This window comes from Janthinobacterium kumbetense (genome assembly GCF_023703445.1).
Lineage (GTDB): Bacteria > Pseudomonadota > Gammaproteobacteria > Burkholderiales > Burkholderiaceae_D > Janthinobacterium > Janthinobacterium kumbetense.
The window spans coordinates 281,757-299,571 of the sequence record NZ_JAMQGR010000001.1 but is presented as its reverse complement, the minus strand read 5'-3'; the positions used below and the strand labels follow the sequence as shown (position 1 = coordinate 299,571).

14 protein-coding genes are annotated in these 17,815 nt (G+C 61.7%); all 14 read right to left on the bottom strand.

The window, feature by feature from the left end; genetic code table 11:
* Positions 1-86 precede the first annotated feature (86 nt).
* A complete protein-coding gene (locus tag NCG91_RS01315) occupies positions 87-413 on the bottom strand; it encodes a hypothetical protein (protein ID WP_251348248.1) in 327 nt (108 codons plus the stop codon).
* The gene (locus NCG91_RS01310) at positions 410-907 is read right to left on the bottom strand and encodes a glycoside hydrolase family 19 protein (RefSeq protein ID WP_251348247.1); all 498 of its coding nucleotides are present in this window, start codon (positions 905-907) and stop codon (positions 410-412) included. The genes NCG91_RS01315 and NCG91_RS01310 overlap by 4 nt, the downstream gene beginning before the upstream one ends.
* Before the next feature lie 14 nt (positions 908-921).
* Positions 922-1,350: a hypothetical protein gene (locus NCG91_RS01305; protein ID WP_099667445.1), complete on the bottom strand. Its 429-nt coding sequence runs from the start codon at positions 1,348-1,350 to the stop codon at positions 922-924.
* Positions 1,351-1,418: 68 nt separating this feature from the next.
* Positions 1,419-3,218, bottom strand: coding sequence for a hypothetical protein (locus NCG91_RS01300; protein WP_251348246.1), 1,800 nt, complete (start codon positions 3,216-3,218; stop codon positions 1,419-1,421).
* Complete coding sequence (locus tag NCG91_RS01295; RefSeq protein ID WP_251348245.1) at positions 3,219-4,073, bottom strand: hypothetical protein; 855 nt, start codon at positions 4,071-4,073, stop codon at positions 3,219-3,221.
* Between the two features lie 184 nt (positions 4,074-4,257).
* Positions 4,258-6,141, bottom strand: a complete 1,884-nt coding sequence (locus NCG91_RS01290; RefSeq protein WP_251348244.1) for a hypothetical protein — start codon at positions 6,139-6,141, stop codon at positions 4,258-4,260.
* On the bottom strand, positions 6,141-6,971 hold the full coding sequence (locus tag NCG91_RS01285; RefSeq protein WP_251348243.1) for a hypothetical protein: 831 nt from the start codon (positions 6,969-6,971) through the stop codon (positions 6,141-6,143). Before NCG91_RS01285 ends, NCG91_RS01290 begins: the two co-directional genes overlap by 1 nt.
* Positions 6,968-7,456, bottom strand: a complete 489-nt coding sequence (locus NCG91_RS01280; RefSeq protein WP_251348242.1) for a DUF4376 domain-containing protein — start codon at positions 7,454-7,456, stop codon at positions 6,968-6,970. Before NCG91_RS01280 ends, NCG91_RS01285 begins: the two co-directional genes overlap by 4 nt.
* Complete coding sequence (locus tag NCG91_RS01275) at positions 7,456-9,384, bottom strand: hypothetical protein (protein ID WP_251348241.1); 1,929 nt, start codon at positions 9,382-9,384, stop codon at positions 7,456-7,458. The genes NCG91_RS01280 and NCG91_RS01275 overlap by 1 nt, the downstream gene beginning before the upstream one ends.
* A complete protein-coding gene (locus NCG91_RS01270; protein WP_251348240.1) occupies positions 9,381-10,850 on the bottom strand; it encodes a hypothetical protein in 1,470 nt (489 codons plus the stop codon). The genes NCG91_RS01275 and NCG91_RS01270 overlap by 4 nt, the downstream gene beginning before the upstream one ends.
* Positions 10,847-15,421 carry a tape measure protein gene (locus tag NCG91_RS01265; RefSeq protein WP_251348239.1) on the bottom strand — a complete coding sequence of 1,525 codons (4,575 nt, stop codon included), beginning with the start codon at positions 15,419-15,421 and terminating at the stop codon, positions 10,847-10,849. Before NCG91_RS01265 ends, NCG91_RS01270 begins: the two co-directional genes overlap by 4 nt.
* Positions 15,422-15,536: 115 nt before the next feature.
* Positions 15,537-15,872 carry a phage tail assembly chaperone gene (locus tag NCG91_RS01260; protein WP_099667436.1) on the bottom strand — a complete coding sequence of 112 codons (336 nt, stop codon included), beginning with the start codon at positions 15,870-15,872 and terminating at the stop codon, positions 15,537-15,539.
* An 8-nt stretch (positions 15,873-15,880) separates the two neighbouring features.
* A complete protein-coding gene (locus NCG91_RS01255) occupies positions 15,881-16,333 on the bottom strand; it encodes a hypothetical protein (RefSeq protein ID WP_099667435.1) in 453 nt (150 codons plus the stop codon).
* 76 nt (positions 16,334-16,409) lie between these two features.
* Positions 16,410-17,615: a phage tail tube protein gene (locus NCG91_RS01250; RefSeq protein ID WP_099667434.1), complete on the bottom strand. Its 1,206-nt coding sequence runs from the start codon at positions 17,613-17,615 to the stop codon at positions 16,410-16,412.
* Positions 17,616-17,815 lie beyond the last annotated feature (200 nt).

Here is a 17,815-nt window from a genome sequence, read left to right as displayed (position 1 = left end):
CACCAACAACAGCACGGCGGCGCGCCTGGCACACCGCCGCCCTGCCGTCCTCCTGGCCCGCCACCCCGCACTCGCTCGCGGCGACCTCATGGCATTTCACTGGCGATCAGCGCCTCGGCGGCACGGCAGGCGTCACCTTCGGGCTGCAGCGCCAGGATGCGCGCCGCTACAGCTTGGGCGTCTGCCTGACCGGCCTGCGCCGTGGCCAGCGCCTGCCACACCCGCGCCGACCGGCGTGCGCCCTCTTCCCGCATCGCATTCAGCGCCTGGGTCTGGCGCCCCAACAGGCCCTGCACCTCCTGCACTTGCGCCGCGCACGCGGCGCGACCGGCTTCGCGTCCCCAGCGCTGCGCGCAAAACACGGCTGCCCCCAGCAACAGCAGCATGGCCAGGATGCTCAACGACGGCTTCATGCCAGCACCTTGCGCGCTGCCGCGTACATGACCAAGCGTTCGGCCAGACCGTTCACGCCGCCGTTGATGCGGCGCGTCACCCTTTCCTGATCGCCAGCGTCGGCCAGGCGGTTCAAGCCACGCGATTGCCAGAACCAGCCCGCCGAGCGACACGCGAACATCGTTTGCTCCAGCAACTGCGGCGCCGCCAGCAAGTCCAGGCCCAGCGACACGCCGCACGCCGCATAATTGGCGCGCCCCGTCACCTGCAGCAAGCCGCGCCCCTTGAAGCGCACGCCGTCGCCGGCAATCACATTGCCCAGATCCGCCCTCCCCTCATAAGCCGCGCCGCTGGCCAGCTCGCGCACATAGCGCAGCTGTCCCGATTCGTGGCCCACCTGTGCCAGGAACGCTGCCTGACGCAGCGGCGTATCAATACCGAATTCGGCCATCGCCGCATTCAAGGGCGCCAAGAACAGCATAGCGCGGCGGCCGGCCAACGGCATGATCTGCATCAATTGCGCGCCTGTCACAGCATGCCCCGCACATCCTTGACGGTCGCGGCCGCATCGGCCGCCAGTTCGCCGATATCCTTGCCACGCCGCTTGTCGAACCAGCGCACGCAGGCGCCCAGCACCCACCAGGCGGGCAAGCCGGCCGCCACCATCAACGGCGCGGCGATGAACAAAAACCCCGTGGCCGGGTCGCCGCCATACAGGCCCGCCACGGTCTTCGCGCTGTCGAACAGGCTGGGCCACCACGACAGCACGGCGGCCACGAGCACGGGGCCGAGAAAGGTGGAAATGATGATGCTGGAACAGAAACGAATGAATGCCTCCTTGGTGGACTGGGGCCACATGAACATGAAGCCCAGCGACGTGGCGGCGGCGCCGGCCAGCACGGGCACGCCAAACAGTTTGATCAATGCGCCGCCGGCGGCGGTGGTTTCGAGGGCCATGATTGCCTTTCAGGTGGTGGAAATGAAAAAACCCGCCGAAGCGGGTTGGGATGTTGCAAGCGCAATCTTTATGCCACTTTCACGATGACACGGGCGCGTCCATCATCTTCGATGGCGATGACCTTGCCGATGGCACGCATGTATTGCTGGAGCGTCATATCTTCCTCATTGATGGCAATGCCCGCAATGCCCTCGCCTTGCTGTACCGGCAAGATGAACTGTCCGGAAGTGGCTCCCAGGACGTTGCATGGCACCTGACCGGCGAAAGCGATGCGGTCGACCGTCTGGCGCAGCGCTTCGAGTGCTGCATCGAAGGCAAGCCCGGGAGCCTGCCGAACAGCCCACTCTTCATCCGTATCGCCTGCCAGCGGCACCTCGCGGTATACGGCAGCCTTGGCGGGAATCGCTGGCGTGAGCAGGGTCAGGCCATCGTAGACGGCTTCGACGGCCGGTTGCGCCTCGCTGACCAGCTGCGATTCGACGCTATCGGGTACACGCGTCACGGATGGCGGACGGGGACCGAGCCGCTGCGACCATTTGTCGCCACCCACCATGCAGGGATCGGTGGATTTCACGGCAAACGAGATGGCATCAGCCCAGCGATCGGTAAGCTTGCCATCTGCGCCGATGCCAATCACCTGTCCTGCGACGACGATGCCGCATGCAGGAGACTTCAACATGTATTCGGCATAGTCGGCGCCACTGGCATTGATCGTGCCGGCGGCATTGATGCTGCGGCCGGTGGTCTGGAGGCCCACATACAGCACGGCGGTGCTCCCTGCCCATGATGCGGTACCGGCGCCAGCCAGTACCGCCAGGGTGGCCGTCGCCGGTTCGCCAGTGCGGCCCACGTACAGTATCTCCCCCGCCGGTATCGTATCCTTGTAAATCGTATGGAGATCACGCGCCGCCGCGCCCGTAGAAGCGGGGCCGCACCGCATATTGCCCGGCCACGCCACCTGGCCCGTGCCGGTAACGCCCAGCAAGGGTGCGGAGAGATTCCCGCTGCTTTCGTCATAAGCCCGCAGATTCATCTTGTAGCCTTGATAGTAAAGACTACCGGTTCCTGCGGAAGTTGACCAAAGGAAGCGACCGGGAAATGCAGCGCCGGCTATGCCGCCGACACCCAACGCGCCCACTTCGTAATATGTGTTGGGCAACAATGGATTGCCGCCGTTTGGCACCAGCAGGCTACTTTGCTGTCCGCCGCGTAGACCTACATGAATGGTTTTAGGGCCATTCAACGTCGAATTAGTCTGTAATTCGACGGCTCCCGGCCTTACTGTCATGGCTGGTGCGCCGCCAACGCTCAGCGCATATACTGCGATGGCATCCCACGAATCCTTGGGCAGCTCGGTACCAAGGAATTCCAGTTTTTGCTGAAACCACATATTTGAATCGATATAGCAGGACAGCGTGGAAAACTGCACCGCGCCCACATAAATGACGCCATCGCTGCCTATCTTTACTCCCTGGATATCGGCATGCTTGCCATCGCCGGTGCTATACCAAGAGCCGCGAATCTTGCCGTCATTATCACAGCGCAACAAAATCACCGTTTCGATGCCATTGGAAGAACCTTCGTAGGATGAATACGAGGTCGCGCCGGAAATCCGGATAGTGGCTTCGCCGCTCAAGGCGGCCACATTGAATTTGGCAATACGCCACCAGCCATTGCTTAGACCAACATTCTGTTGCTGACCAGGACCACGCACCGCCATGGTAATGAAGCTCGGCGTCGTGATCGGTCCTGACATGGTGCCGCCAGTTAAAGGCAGCGCGTTGTACGGTCCCGCCGCAAACGCCCGATCCATCTCATTCAATTTCTCGTTGACGTTGGGCATGCCGTCATAAAATTTGTCAGCCATTTAAATTCCTTCAATTTGTAGTGGTGCAGAATAAGTGTCAAAGTACGGCGTAGTTACCGCATCGCTATTGCTGGCTTTGCCATACAGCATGTAGTCCTGCTCCAGCAGCGGATCCGGGTTTTCCGGAAACAAACTGAACAGCATCGCCTTGCCCTTGCCGTTCTCGCGCAGGATGCGCATGAAGCGCGCGCGGTCCATCGAAGTCAGATGCGTCAGATTGATGCTCAGCTTGTCGCTGCTCGTGCCCAGCACGGTTTTCAGGTTGCCCGCACCCGTGCGGTAATTTTCACTGGTATCCTGCGCCTGCAACTGGGCGCCATACTCGGCGTTGTATTGCGGTGACCAGTAGTTGCCCACCACCAGCCGCGAGATTTCCAGGTAGCCTTCCGGGCTTTGTGGCGCAGACACGTCGATCACTATCCGGCGCACGCGCACAGGGGCGAACCATGTCACGCCGTCGGAGCCGCCGCCGCAGGGCCAGGTGTTTACACCGCCCCACTGATAGGCGTTCCAGCCGAGCGGCAGAACGCCCCAGGGATAGGAGCCATGCACGGCAGCCGGGCACGGGAAGATGCTGCCTGTGTCGAATACCGGCACGGCGTCGCCTGGCTGGGCATAGCCGCGCACGCGCATGCGCGCGCTGCTGGTCATGTTGGTGGAGATCAGCGCTACGCAGGCGATGGACTCCTGCGTTGGCCAGGTGGCGGTGATGGTCTGTGTAGTGCCGCTGGCGCGCAGCACGGCATTCTTGCTGTCGCGCTGCAGGTTGGCCGGACCCAGTTCGCCGGTTTGGCTCGATGCAGTCAGCACCGCGCGGTCAGCGGCGTTGTCGTAGATGATGCGAAGATTGCTCATGGCAGCAATGCCCCTTCCAGAATGAGGTAAGTGATTGGTGAAATAAACCCAGTGGCAACGCCGATAGGCTCGGTGTCGGCAAATTCCCAGCGCCGCTTCGACAGCATCGCCTCGACTATCCCGGTACTGGTGGACGAAATGAAAAAAAACCGCCGAAGCGGGTTTGAGAAGGATTACTGCCTTGTCACACGGCCTTGACCATCACATAAGCCCGGCCGTCCGGCTCGATCGAGATCACGCGGCCGACGGCGTGCAGGTACTGCTTCATGCTGAGATCGTCCTCGTGCACGGCGATGCCCTTGATGCCGGCGCCGTCCTGCACCGGCACGATGTAGTCGCCCGGCAGCGTGCCCAACACGTTCACCGGCACGCGGCCGGCGATGGCGATGCGGTCGACCTTCTGACGCTCGACTTCCAGCGCCGCGTCGAAGGCTGCCATGGCCTCGGCGTCCTGCTGCACGGCGATGTTGTAGGCGGCCAGTGCGGCGGTGTAGGTGGCCTGCTTTTGGGCCCACTCGTCGTCGGTGTCGCCTGGTTCGGTTACCACGTCCTCATATTCCGGTGGGTTGGTGCCGGGAACCGGGTGCTGCGTGACGACGTCCTCACGACGCAGGGGTTGAGTCGGCGCCGGCCCAGCCTGAGGAGATGGTCGCTGCCCTATGTCATTCGCCCAGGAATCACCACCGACAAACGAGGGCGCCGTCGATTTGATCGAGAACATGACAGCATCGGCCCACTGGTCCGTGACTTTATTGTCGGCGGTGATGCCGACTATTTGGCCGGGGGAGACGACACCGCAGGCCGGGCTTTTGAAAATGTATTCGGCATAATCATTGCCTGACGTATTGACTGTACCTCCGGCTGATACGCTACGACCGGTAGTGGAGTTCTTGCCTATATATAGTACCGCTACCGGTGCCGACCAACTTCCTACCCCTTCAGAGGCTAAAATAGCTACACTTGGCGCGGGGGCGTTATCAACGCCAAAATATATAATCTCTGCTCCTTGCCCTGTCCCACGGCAGATGCTATGTCGCAGTAGAGAAGGGTCGCTACTTCCTGCCTTGAGCAAAGGAACATAAACCGTGCCATTGCCAGTAATGGAAAACAGTGTTGGGGTGAAGTTCCCCGAACCCACATCACGAGCCTTAAGCGCCAGTTTGTATCCCAATGCGAATGGGCTGGCATTTTCACCTACGGATACCACAGCATTGAAGAAGCCGGCGTATGAGATACCCGTATTGGCGGATACACCAATACGAAGGGCTTCTGCCTCTTGTTTAGCTGCCATTGAGTGCGCTTTTGGCGCGCCTGCAAGGTACGACACTGAAGACGTGTTTCCGTCTTGCGCACGCACTTCGACAATGCTGTCAAAGCTCGTACCTTGCAGAGTGGTTGGGGCGTTACCCATACCACGCGAACGAGGGGAGCGATACAAAGGCTCCGATGGGCTTGCGGAACTATCCCATACTGGCGTGCCAGTCACTGTGTCCACCGCAACTGGACTAGTATAGGTAGTGATCTGCATTCCCATCAATTGGAAAGATGCCTGAGCAAAACCACCTGCCAAAAAGAACAGGTACACCGAGACTTTGCCATCTGATTCCAAGTACGCCAAGAATCGTACATTAACCGGGATGAAGCGGCTGGACGACCATTCGACGTTCACACCTTCAGCTGCCGTAGCGACACGACTGCCAATGATGATAGTCATGGCTGTCAAATCATAAGCGCCCCACCCCCCTACCATTGCATCAATACGCAGCGATGAGTACGTGCTGGAAACCGTAGGCTCCAAGGTTGCGATTTTATACAGGCGCTGACCTTGGCCACCTTGCAGGTAGTTGTATCCATACTTGTTAGCCATTCCTGCACCAACACTAATAGGAAATTGTGACTTAATTGGCGTTGCAGTATCAATCCACGCGGCATCAATATAGCCATTCGGCCCGCCAAGCGGCGACCGCCCCACGGCGGGCGCGTACGACGCCACCACGGCGCCCCGCCCCGCCAGCTCATTCAAGCGCTGGATCGTATCCTTCTGACCATAGTAAAAAAAATCACCCATTACAGTTCCTCGATTTCGATGTTGGTGGCATATGCCTGGAAAGATGGCGTGGTGATGGCGGCCAGATTGGCCAAACGCCCATACACCTGGTGCGCCTGCTCCAGCTCGACGTCGTCGCTATCCGGATACAGGCTGATGAAAAGCGGGCGCGACAGGCCGTTGCCGCGCACGATGCGCCACAGCTCGGCCCGGTCCAGCGGCGTCATGTGATCAAGCGCCAGCGACAGCTTGCGGTACATCACGCCCCGCTCCACCTTCTGTTCGCCTGCGCCGTTGCGGTACTGGCTGCTGGTATCGACCGGCGTGATACCGGCGCCATACGACGCGTTCTGCTCGGGGCTCCAGTAAGGGCCAGCTACCAGGCGCGCGGCCTCGATGTAGCCAGCAGGATTGTCGGGGTCGGCCAGGTCGATTACCAGCTTCCTGATGCTGCGCATCTGGAACCAGCAGCGGGCGTACGTACCGCCGCCGTAACTGTAGGCATTCAAGCCCAGCGGCAATGCGCCCCAGTCCCACATGCCCAGCCGCGCATACTCGCACGCTGGCATGAGGCCCGTATCGAATGCAGGCGCAGTGTGGCCAGGCTCGATGTAGCCGCGTGCGCGGATGGTCGCCCCTGGAGTCAGGTTGCAAAACGGCAGGGCCACGCCGCCGACAATTTCCGGTGACGGCCACGTTGCCGTGATAGTCAGCGCAGCGCCGGTTGAGCGCACTACCAGAGACTTTCCCTCGCGCTGCAGATTGGCCGGCCCCAAGGTGCCGGCCTGGCTCGATGCCGTCAACACTGCACGGTCGGCGGCGTTGTCATAGATAATGCGCAAGTTGCTCATGCATCCCCCTGCGCTGGCCAAACGATGGCGTCAAGCGCGTCAAACGAGGTGGCGGCGGCGATCTGCCCCCGCAAGTGAAGGGCGATAGCGAACGCCTCGGCAACGTGTGCCCCCAGCGCGGCGCCGACGCCGATCATGCCGGCAGCATCGAGCGTCAAATGGGTGTTATCCGACAGGGTCCAGTCGATGCTGTATGGCTGGCCGGCAGCCTGCGCCATCAGAGCCAGTTGCGCGGCCCCCACGATACGGTCCTTGTCCGCTTGGTACAAGACGCCACCGCACATGAAATCTGCGGTTTCAGCCAAGCTGCGTGCCGCCTTGATGCGCTCCCAAGTGCGCACTTTGACGCCATCGAGCGTTCTTGCATCTATCCACATGTCTGCCACCGCATCGTATTCGTGATGCTCGCTGGGTTGGGGCGGTATCGTGTTTCCTGTGCGCTCGTTCGTGTGAGTGCCGTCACTGTTAACGATGATGGTTTCCATTAAAAGTTCCTTGCGATCACAGTCGCCTGACATTGTTTAAGATAAAGCTTCCTCATGTCCGCAGCTCTGAGCGATGCATTGGTAGCGGAAACGCCGAACTGGACCGTGCCACCGACTCCAATATTCAACGTAAGCCCGTAGCCAGTCGCAGCAGGAGCATCGCCTCCCTGCCGTTCCTCAACACCACTCATCCACATCCACTCCCCGTCATTGACGCGGTACCAGATGCTCAGCTGATCGTCGACCACCGCTGTACAAATGATCGAGAAAAACACCGGACCGGAGCGAATACGGCGCGCGGCAGGCCACCCTGGCGCGTTGTGCTTGAACAGTACTTCCGGCGTGCTAAATACAGCCGCGGAATTGAGCGACGAAGCCTCGATGTATACCCCGGATGCGGACGACTGCAGCGAGACAGATGGAAACTCCGGCTCGAAAAACGCGGTTGCTTTGTCTGTTGTGCCGACTGATACGCGCGCCGACGAGAGGTCACCGGAAAAGGTTCCCTTCACCGACTTAAGTTCGCCTGAAAACTCGGCTTTTCCTTTATTGACGACCAGACCCGGCATTTCCACATATCCATTGCTGGCGAGCTGGACATAAAGACCGGTATGCAGGTTTCCAATCAAAAGCCCCTTCTCGCTCAAATGAAAACCCGTGCCTCCATTGCTTGGCCAGTCGTAGATATTGGTCGGATACCCGTTGCCTCCATGCAGCGTCGTGCCGTACAAGTCGCCAGCAACCACGCTCCCCAGATTCGCCCTGATGGCGCCAAGCGTGTCGCCCACAATTGCCTTCGCCGCCACAGTCCCATCGACCAGCAAGCTGCCGTTCAACACCGTGCCCAACACCATCCAGGCGCCATCAACGTAGAACTTCGTCACCGCATGCGTCGCGTCGTACAAGGTGACCACGTCGCGGTTGATCGGTGCGCCATAGCCTGCACGTCCCAGCTCGTACACGGCCGACGCATCCGACCAGATGGAATAGCCAGGTGCCGTCACCGTCACAGTGCCGCGCTGGCCGGGGGCGCCATCGGCGGCCAGGCGCGCAGCAGCGGCCCATTCGCCTGGGGCGATGTCATCGGTCGCCGCGCTTGAAACGGCCGTGGCGCCGGACATGAACAGATAGGCGCCGCCCGCCGACGGCACCTGGGTCGACCAGCCATTGTTCAGTCCCGCCAATTTGCCCGTGGCAAACGTAAACGTGCAGACGGCCGTGGGCAGCGGCGGCGCAATATTGGTCGCGCCACGCTGATAGATGGGCACGGAAATCACGTTCAAACCGTCGACGCCATCCTTGGCCAGTTGCACCGCCGCCGCCCACTCATTGGCGGCGATCTTGTCCGTCGTATTGCGCGAACTGGCGGCTGCCACGCGCACGTACAGCGGCGCCGTGCCGGGCGGGATATTCTTCGACCAGCCATTGGCCAGGTCGTTGCCGGCCGGCGTCGTGATGGCCGCCGTGGCAAAGGTAAAGATCACGTCGCCCGGCGTATCGGCTGGCGCAGCGGCGGCACGCTTGTAGGCGAAGGCCTGGCCCGTGTTCAAACCGGACAAGCCTGTCTCGCCGGCGGCGCCATCGAAGACCTTGCTGACCATGTAATTGGCGAGGTAATCGACGCCGAATTCACGGATACGTGCCTGCACCAGGGCCGTATCGGTAGTCATACTGGAAAAATCAACCGTGGCCACGTTGCCGTTGACCCGCAACGCCGTGCCGGACGATACCGAAAACACGATATCGCCCGTCACGTTCACGGGCTTGGCGGTAATGGCGATCGATGCGGGCGCACCCTCGCCCGCGCTATTGACGCGAAACACGGGCGTGCTGGCGGCCATCAGGATCGCCTTGCCATCGGCAACGGTACTGAAACGCTCTGCCGTTGCCTGCAGCAGCGTATCGCGCTCTCCCACTATGGCGCTCATGCCAGCACCCCCACCGTCACTCTGCCCGTCAGCCAGAAGCGCGACAACAGCACCACCACGCCCGGTACGCCACCCTGCAAGCCGAAGCGTTCAGCGCGCAGCCGCACGGGCTGTCCCAGTTCCAGCATCATCATCTCGGGTTCTCCATCGAATTCATAAATGGTGCGCGGCACCTTGTTCAAGGCCAGGCGCCGCTGCGCTTCCGCGCGGGCGTCGGCCCGAGTCTTGAGGCACGTATCGATCTGCACCGGGTCGTCGCTCAGGCGATAGCGTGCGCGCACCGCCTCGTCAACCACCGTCTCCGTCAGCCATTCCGTGGCGTACAAATCCGCATGCGCGGGCGGAATGCTGGTCGTCAGGGCTGCCTGCAGCGTGTAGTTGCGGTCGAAGCCGATCTTCACGGCCGCCGTCACGGGCACACGCTGCGCGGGACGCAGTGAGCGCTCGCGCATCTGTTCCGGACCGATTTCCATCGGCACGCCGGCGGCCGGCAGCGCGATCTGCACCAGGCGCAGCTGCCCGGTGCGCGACATAATCGCCTGGGCGCCCACGCTGGCCGCCAGTTGCTGGATGGCCTGCGCCTGGTTCGTACGGTCCGCAACATACAGTCCCACCGGTTGCGGGTGGGCCGCGTCGAAGGCGGCCAGGTTGTCCAGGTCCAGGTCGGCCAGGGTAAAACGGTCGGCCGCCTTGCCATAGGCGGTGGCGATGCGCTGCACCAGCGGGGCGATGCGCGGCGCGTAGCCGCCACCCTTGTCACCCTGCACGCTGGCTGTGATCGTCGTGGAAAACGGATCGGTGGTCAGGTTGAAGCGGCCCGCCTGGTCATTCAAGGCCACGGCGATCGGCTTGCCGTTGGTGCGCACCTCGAACGTCGATTCGACCGCGCCGAGAAAACCGTACTCCAGGGTGGCCGGATTGGTCAGCAAGGGCGCCACGTTGTGGCACTCGCCAAACGGTATCGGCAGGATGCTGTCCTTGTTCGGCGTCGCCCCCCCCAGCTTGGCTTCGGAGATCGGCGTATTCAGGCGCTGCAGCTTGTCGCGCAGTACCAGGTTGACCGACTCGCGCCCCGCACTGGCCACGTCGGCGATGATACCGTCGAAGACCAGCCGGAAGTCGGCGCGCGGCCACGATGCATCGCCGGCCCAGGCCTTGATCGGCCGGTTCATCCAGACGTCATCCAGCCAGCCATCAAGAGTCCCGTCGGCGTTATCGAGTTCGATATCGCCGCCCGACAGCCCCGCCTCGCCGGACAGGCTGACCTGTTCCGTGAAGGCCAGGCCGCCCTTGGCCAGCGGCTGGTACGCGGTATTCGCCGGCACCTCAACCGGCCCGGTGACGTAGGGCCGGGAGGAGATATACCGCGTCACCTCGCTGCCGTCCACATTCACCTGCGCCTCGATCAGCACCATGCGGATGGCCGACGAGCTTTGCAGCCATTCCTGAAATTGCGCATCGGTCATGCGTATTCTCCTTTCACTGCATTGGCCCAGGCGGATGCCCGGGACGATTTGTCCACGCCATCGACCACCGTCCTGGCGGCGTTGGCGTTCGACTCAAAGGTGGCCTGGATGGTGGCGCCCGTCTGCGCCCGCTGGTCGGCGCGCAAGCCTTCCAATTCGGCTCGCATGGCCTGGTTGTCTTCGCGCAGGCCGCGGATTTCGGCGACGAGAACATCGGAACCGACGTTCGCGGCCGACGAGTAGCGCACGGGGTCGAAGACGGCCGGCGCTTCCACCGCGGCTTCTCCGAAAGAGGCGGCGACAGACATGCCGGCTGCAGGCGAAAACCGCAGGCCGCCCGTGATATCGGTCTGCCCGCCTGCCCGCAACGCCGCACCCAGCGCAGCGACCGCTTGCTCGATACCGACCGCCGTCTTGTTCAGGTTAATCAACTGCCCCACCTGCGTATCGAGTGCCGTCAGCTGCTTTTGCGCATCATTCAACTGCGTGCCCGTGATAGCCGCCAGCGCAGCCAGCTCGGCCTGGACCCTGGCCGCATCGGCCGCATAGCTCGCGCTTGCAGCGTTCACGACCTGGCTCGCCGTCAAATACGCGGTGGCCGTACCGGTCAACGCCGACTGTGCCGTAGCATCGCCCGTCTTCGCCTTCGCCAGCGTCTCTTCATACTGACGCTGCGCCTCGGCCATCTTCTGCATCGGCGTCAGGGTCGACAGGCTGCCCAACAACAGAGAATCCTTGAACGAGCGGATGCCGTCGCCAAACGATTTCAGGCGATCGATGGTGGACTTGAGGGCCGAAGACTCCGTTTCATAGGCACTGGCAATGTCCTGCCGCGCCTGCAACTGGTCATACAAGGCCAGGTTGCTGGCATCGACCGCAGTACGCTCCTTGGCACGCAATTGCGCCGAAGTCATCGTCATCTGGTCGAGCTTTTCCTGGATGCCCTTGCGCTCGTCGGCAATGCCCTGCTCCGATTTGGTCAAGTCTTCCGTCGCCGCATGCGTCTTCGCAAACGCATCGGCCAATGCCATCAGGCCCGCATACTGGTCGGCCCCCGTCTTGGTGGCCAATGCGCCGGAATTGACCAGTTGCAATACCGTATCCTTGAACTGCGCGCGCGTGGTCACGCTCGCATAGCCAAGGGCCGCCATCTGTTCCGTCACGTGTTTTTGCACGGGCGCCAGGCGCTCGGCTTCGGTCAGGTAGTTTTCGGCAAAGAATGCAGACCGATTGCCCAGTGCTTCAACGCCACCGGCAGCCTTGACCAACTGTTCACGTGCCGCCAGGGAGGCCACGCCAACGGCGCCGAATGCCTGCTGCGAGGTGCTGCCCAGGGTAGCCAGCACGCCATCAACGACAGCGTAGTGGCCTGCCAGGCGCTGCAGCGCAGCGCTCGCCGACTCGCCCTTCATGCTCAGTTGCGACAGCGATGGCACCAGTTCCTTTGCCATGGCATCACCGACGCCCGTAAAGAAATCGGCAATCGCTTTCTGGTTCGCCGCGTCGTCCTTGGTCATGACGATATTGAGCGACTGCGTGCGCGTGGCCAGGCTATCCGTGTTGACGCCCAAGGTGCTGGCGAAGGCGCCCGTCACCGCCTTCATCTGCGCATACGTATCGCCTAGCGATGCCGCCAGCTCGGCATCGACTTCAGAGCGGTCCGTACCTTTCTTATTCTTGCGGAAAAGGCCGCCTTTCTGGGTCCAGTTCGAATAACTCTCACCCGTAAAGCCATCGGCACCGAGGTTGCCCGAAATACCGGCACTGCTGACCTTTTTCTCGCCCATGCCGAACAGGCGGTTCGCCGCGCCGCCCAGCAGGCCACCCACCAGCGCGCCCATCGCCGTACCCACCAAGGGAAAGACGACGGTTCCCAGTGCTGCGCCAACGGCCGTACCGGCATTGACCACACCATTGCGGCCATATTCGCCCGAAATCATCTTGCCGCCATACACGCCGCCCATGACGCCGGCGGCGACGCTTGCCGCCGCGCCCACACCGGTGGCGAGAGACCCATTGGCACTGACAAACGGAGAATAAGAATTACCTTGCAGCATGTTGATACCGCGCTGCACGCCATCGGCCACCGAGTTCCCAATACCGGAAAGTCCGCTGGACAGCGAATCGTAGATGCCCTTCGCCGAACTCAGGAGCGACTGGATGCCGCCACCGTTGGCCAAACTGCCCTGCGCCTGCGCCGCGCCCGGATTCAGGAACGAGGCAAAGCCGGCAGCGATCGGCGACATGATCGGTTGCAGCACGAGGTTGTTGAACATGCTCTTCAACTTGTCCCTGAACATGGTCGCCAGGTTCTTGCCGCCTTCAAAGCCGTTCATGAACGCGTCAGTCAGTGACTTTTCGATATCCTTGGCGCTGGCGGCCCAGTCATCGGAAGCCTTCTTGGCCGCCGCGGCAGACGCCTCCTTGGCGGCCAATTCTTCAGTCGCCGTCATGCTGCGCTGCTTGGCATCGATCAAGGCATTCAAATACTCGACCTGCGCCGCATTTTCCTTGCCCACCGCCAGCGCGGCGCGCTGTTCCTTCAGCAGCGCCATTTCGTTTTGCGCGATGGCGGTCTTGCTCATGCCATACACCGCCACCAGCTTTTCGCCAGCCTCGGCTTCCTTGACGGCATCGGCGACGGCCTGTGTCCGTGTATCGGACAGCGCTTTCGCGTCTGCCAGCGCCTGCTCGGTCACAGCCTTGGCTTGCTTGCCCACCTCGATCTCATCGACGCGGGCCTGAAGCACCTTACGCGCAACCTCGAATCCCGCCAGCTCCGACGCAGTCAGTTTTTTCGTCTGACTCTCGCGGAGTTCCTTCAACTGAAAATCGAACTTTTGCGCCTCGTTCATCTCGGCATAACCGGCAGCTTCGCGCTTCAGGTCGCGGGCCTTGCCGTGCATCTCTTTCACCATGGATTCGAAAGGCGTGGGCGGAGCGGGAAGCGCCGGCATGCCTGTAGCGGGCCCGTTCTTCGGTTTGCCGGGCGCTTCTTGCTGCTCAAGCTGCTTGAGCTTGCCGTGCACCATATCCAGCTCTCCCTGCAGCCTTGCCAGGTTGCTGTCCACCCCGGCCTTGTCCAGGGACTGGTATTTTCCCGTGCGATTGCGCACGGCATCCATTTCCGTCGAAATCTCCAGCATGCGTTCGCCAGCCGGGGTATTCAGTCCTTTCTCCGACACGCCCAGCTTTGCCAGCTCATTGCGCTTTGCGAGCTGGACCATCTGCTTGTCGAGTTCAGCAACGATTTCCTTGGTGCTCTTGCGCATGGGTTCTACGGCTTTCTCCGCGTTGTCCTTCGACGAACTCCCCCACATATTCCAGGCAGTAACACCTAACCCTACGACAGTCACCAGCAAACCGATATAACCGCCCATGAATGCCAAGGCGCCCTTCAGCACTCCTGCAGCCACCGATGCGGCGCGCGTTGCGGTCGTTTGCGCCACCAATGCAGCGGCATGGGCTTCGGCGGCAACTGTGGCACGAGCCTGGGCTGGGATCAGACCATTGGTGGTCAGCGCCAGCGCCACGTCGGCCTGGCTGGCGCGTATCGTCGCTTGTAATTCAGCAACACGTGCGGTCGCCAGTGCGGAGGTGGTGGCGGTCGCCGTCACGTCGGCATTCGCCGCCGCCAGGGTGGATGCCAGCAAGGCCCGGTTGGCCGTGACCTTGCTATACGTAGCCACGACGACGCCGGCAGCCCAGGAGCCAAATTTCGCGGTGGTCAGCGTTTCGAGCACGCCAACGACCAGGGTCAGGTTATTCGACAGAAATTCGAGGCCGCTTGTCATCAGGCGCACGGCGCCGGTCGACTCCGCCTGTCTCGCCGTGAACTCCATCACGTTATTGCTCAGGACTGTAAAGCTGCCACCGATGGTTTCGAACTGCACAGCTTCCTTGCGCAACTCGCCCAGCGCGTTCGGCAGTGCGACGGCCATCACGTCGGCAGTGATCAATCCTGCGCCGGCAAGCCCGGCGAGCGCTTCTTTCGACACGCCCAGGCCGGCGGCCATGGCCGCCATGACTTCGGGGGCGGCCTGGCTGATATCGTTAAATTGCTGGCTGCTCAGGGCGCCATCGGCGAAGGCGTTGGACAGCCCCTTGAAGGCGGTGGCGGAATCGGCCGCCGAGGCGCCGCTGATCTTGACGCCAAGATTGAGCGCCTCGGTGATGCCGGCCACTTCGGCCTGGCTGATACCCAGTTTCTTGGTCGCATCGTTCATTTGGGCATACAACCCTGCCGTGGCGGCAAGGTCCGTCTGCCCCGAGGCGGCAATGCGCTTGACATTGTCGTACGCCTCGCCATATTCCTGTGTGGTGCTGGTCGACATGCGCAGTTGCGCTGTCAGTTTCGTATATTCATCAGACAGTTTGACGATCTGGCCGATATTGTTGGAAATACCCAGGTTGGAGAGTATCTCCGTGTATTTTTTCGTGACATCTTCGAGTTTGAAAGTCGACTTGGCAGCCCGCTCGCTGGCCTCGCGCATGCGTTCCAGGTCATCTGCCGCGATACGCACATTGAGCGTATCGATGCGTATCTGTAATGTTTCAATTTCAACGGTCATAATTTACCCATAAAAAAAGCCACCGCAAAGGTGACCATGCAATCGAGGCCACCTTCGCGACGGCTGTTGTGTTTTCCGTGTCACCTCTGCTGTAAAAATCAGGGCAAAACCAGGGCTAAAGCGAACTGTTTTGATGGGAGATATAGGCAGCGTCGAGCTGATCGACCAGCTCCTCTTCCCATGCCGTCAGACGGACACGATGCCGCAGTTGCCATGCCAGGATATCCAGGCTGCTCAAGGGATTGACCGCCATGCCGTTTTGCCGCTTGCGACTCATCTGCACGAAAAACTGCCACACATGCGCCAGTTCAAACGGCAGTTGCGCGCGAACGGGAGCCTGCGGCTCCCGGTAGAGTGGATGGCGCTTCGCGGCATCCAGGTGCTCGCCTTTCGCATTGCCATCGGCCGCCTTTGCCGAACGCTCGAACTGTTCGTCGGCAAAGAGCAGCAAGGCGGCGGCTAGACCGTCAAAAAATTGCCGTCCGCCTCGAGTGCAGCCAGCACTTTTTCCTGCCAGGACGGCATTTTTTCAAAAATCGCCTTCAGCAAAGCCGGGGAAGGTTGTACCGGGACGCCTTTGTCGACGAAACCCGGCATGCCCACCACCACCGCGATGGCGATCTTCATGTTGCGGTTTTCCGCCAGGTCATACAGTTCCGCCGCGCCTTCGTCGGTCTTCGCATCGATCTGCTTGCTTTTTTGCACCGAGCGTTTGATCGCCACCACCGACGTTTCGCGAATCACGGCACGATACTGGTCAGAATTTTTGCTGACGATGTCAAAGCCCGCCTTGTGCGCGCCGTCTTCGTCAAACAACACCGACACCAGGTGAACCTGGTCCACAGCCTTGTTGCCATCATTCAACAGGGAGATATCAAAACCAGCCGAGGCGATCATTTGTGCGTTGTTCATATGTATTTTTCTTTCTTGATTGGGGTAAAAGTAAAAGGGCCGCCATCACGGCGGCCCCGGTGCAGGCGCTAGCCGCTTACAGTGCGCTGTCCTGGATGCTCAAGGTGGTCGCTTCGTGCTGCGCGTCGGCGCCCTTGTAGCGCAGGACGTCGAAGGCGCAGGTGACGATCTTGTTCTTCTCGCCGTCGTCGATCTTGGCCGAGGTGATCTTGATGCGGCCCATGGCCAACGCCAGCACGTCGGCGGTCGGCGCCGTGCCCGACGCCATGGCGTAGGCCAGCGGGATTTCCGTCTCGGACTTGAAGTAGTCGAGGTAGGTGGCGTCCTGCAGCAGCACCGTGAACTGGCCCGAACCCATCACCTTGCCGCGCGAGGCGGCCGTGGCGTACTTCGAGCCGATCACCGGGTCGACCTTGACCTGGCCGTCCAGCGAGACGGACATGCCGGTGCAGATCTGCGACGGGATGCCGTTCACGGACAGCATCGCCGTGGCGCCCGAGAATTTACCGGTGCCCGGCGCGGCCAGCGGCGTGGGGAAGTACGGCACGGCCGTGGTCGGGCCTTCCGCCTTGCCCATCAGGGTGAAGTCCAGGCTGGTGATGCCGTTCGGCTGCACGGCGATATCCATCTTGCTCACCAGCTGGTCGACAAAGCTGCGGTGCACGCCGATCTTCGGGTCCTGCACTTCGGCCGTGAACCAGTCGGTGGTGTGGCCCGTCAACGGGGTGAAACTGCGCTTGCCGACCGCCGCCACGCCGACCGAGTCGCCGGCCGCCTTGACGATCATCGCCGAGCCGTCCATGAACTGGCCATTCAGGTTGGTGGCCGTCACCGACGTGACGAAGAAATTCTTCGCGTTGTTGGCAGCTGCCGGCGCCGTCATTCCGGTGATGCGCACCACGCTGCCGGCACGGAAACCTTCCGCCAGCCAGGAGCCGGCGCTGCGCGTCAGGCCGGTGGCGGCGGCGGCGATCGTGGTTTGCGCGGCAGCCACGCCGCCTGCCGTGAAGTCGCGGCGCAGCAGCGCAGCCATCAGCGGCGCATACGTGCCACACGCCGCTTCGGCCTTGATGGCGCCCGTGGTGCGGAAGTTGCCCAGGCGGGTATCGCCCTGCTGCTGGCTGGCGTCGATTTCGGCGCTTGCGTACTTGTCCGCTTCCGTGTCGAAAGTGGCCGTGACGCGGGGATAAATCTGGCCGCCGCCGGCGGCAGCCTTGCTGCCTTCGGCGCTTTGTTTGCTGATAACGATCAAGCTGTCGATGCCGTTTGCTGTCGATGCCATAAGTAATACCTTTCGTGGGATGAAAAAAAGACCGCATCTGCGGTCTTGAGGGGGGGGGGAACTGCCGATAACCAGGAAAATAAAAAGCCCGCACGCGGTGAGGCGGCGGGCTGGCGTCCGGACGGCGCGGGGCCATGCCGGACGGAAGGTGGGCGAAGGGGCCATGAAGGCCGTTCGCTGCGCTGATTTCCCCTATCGGT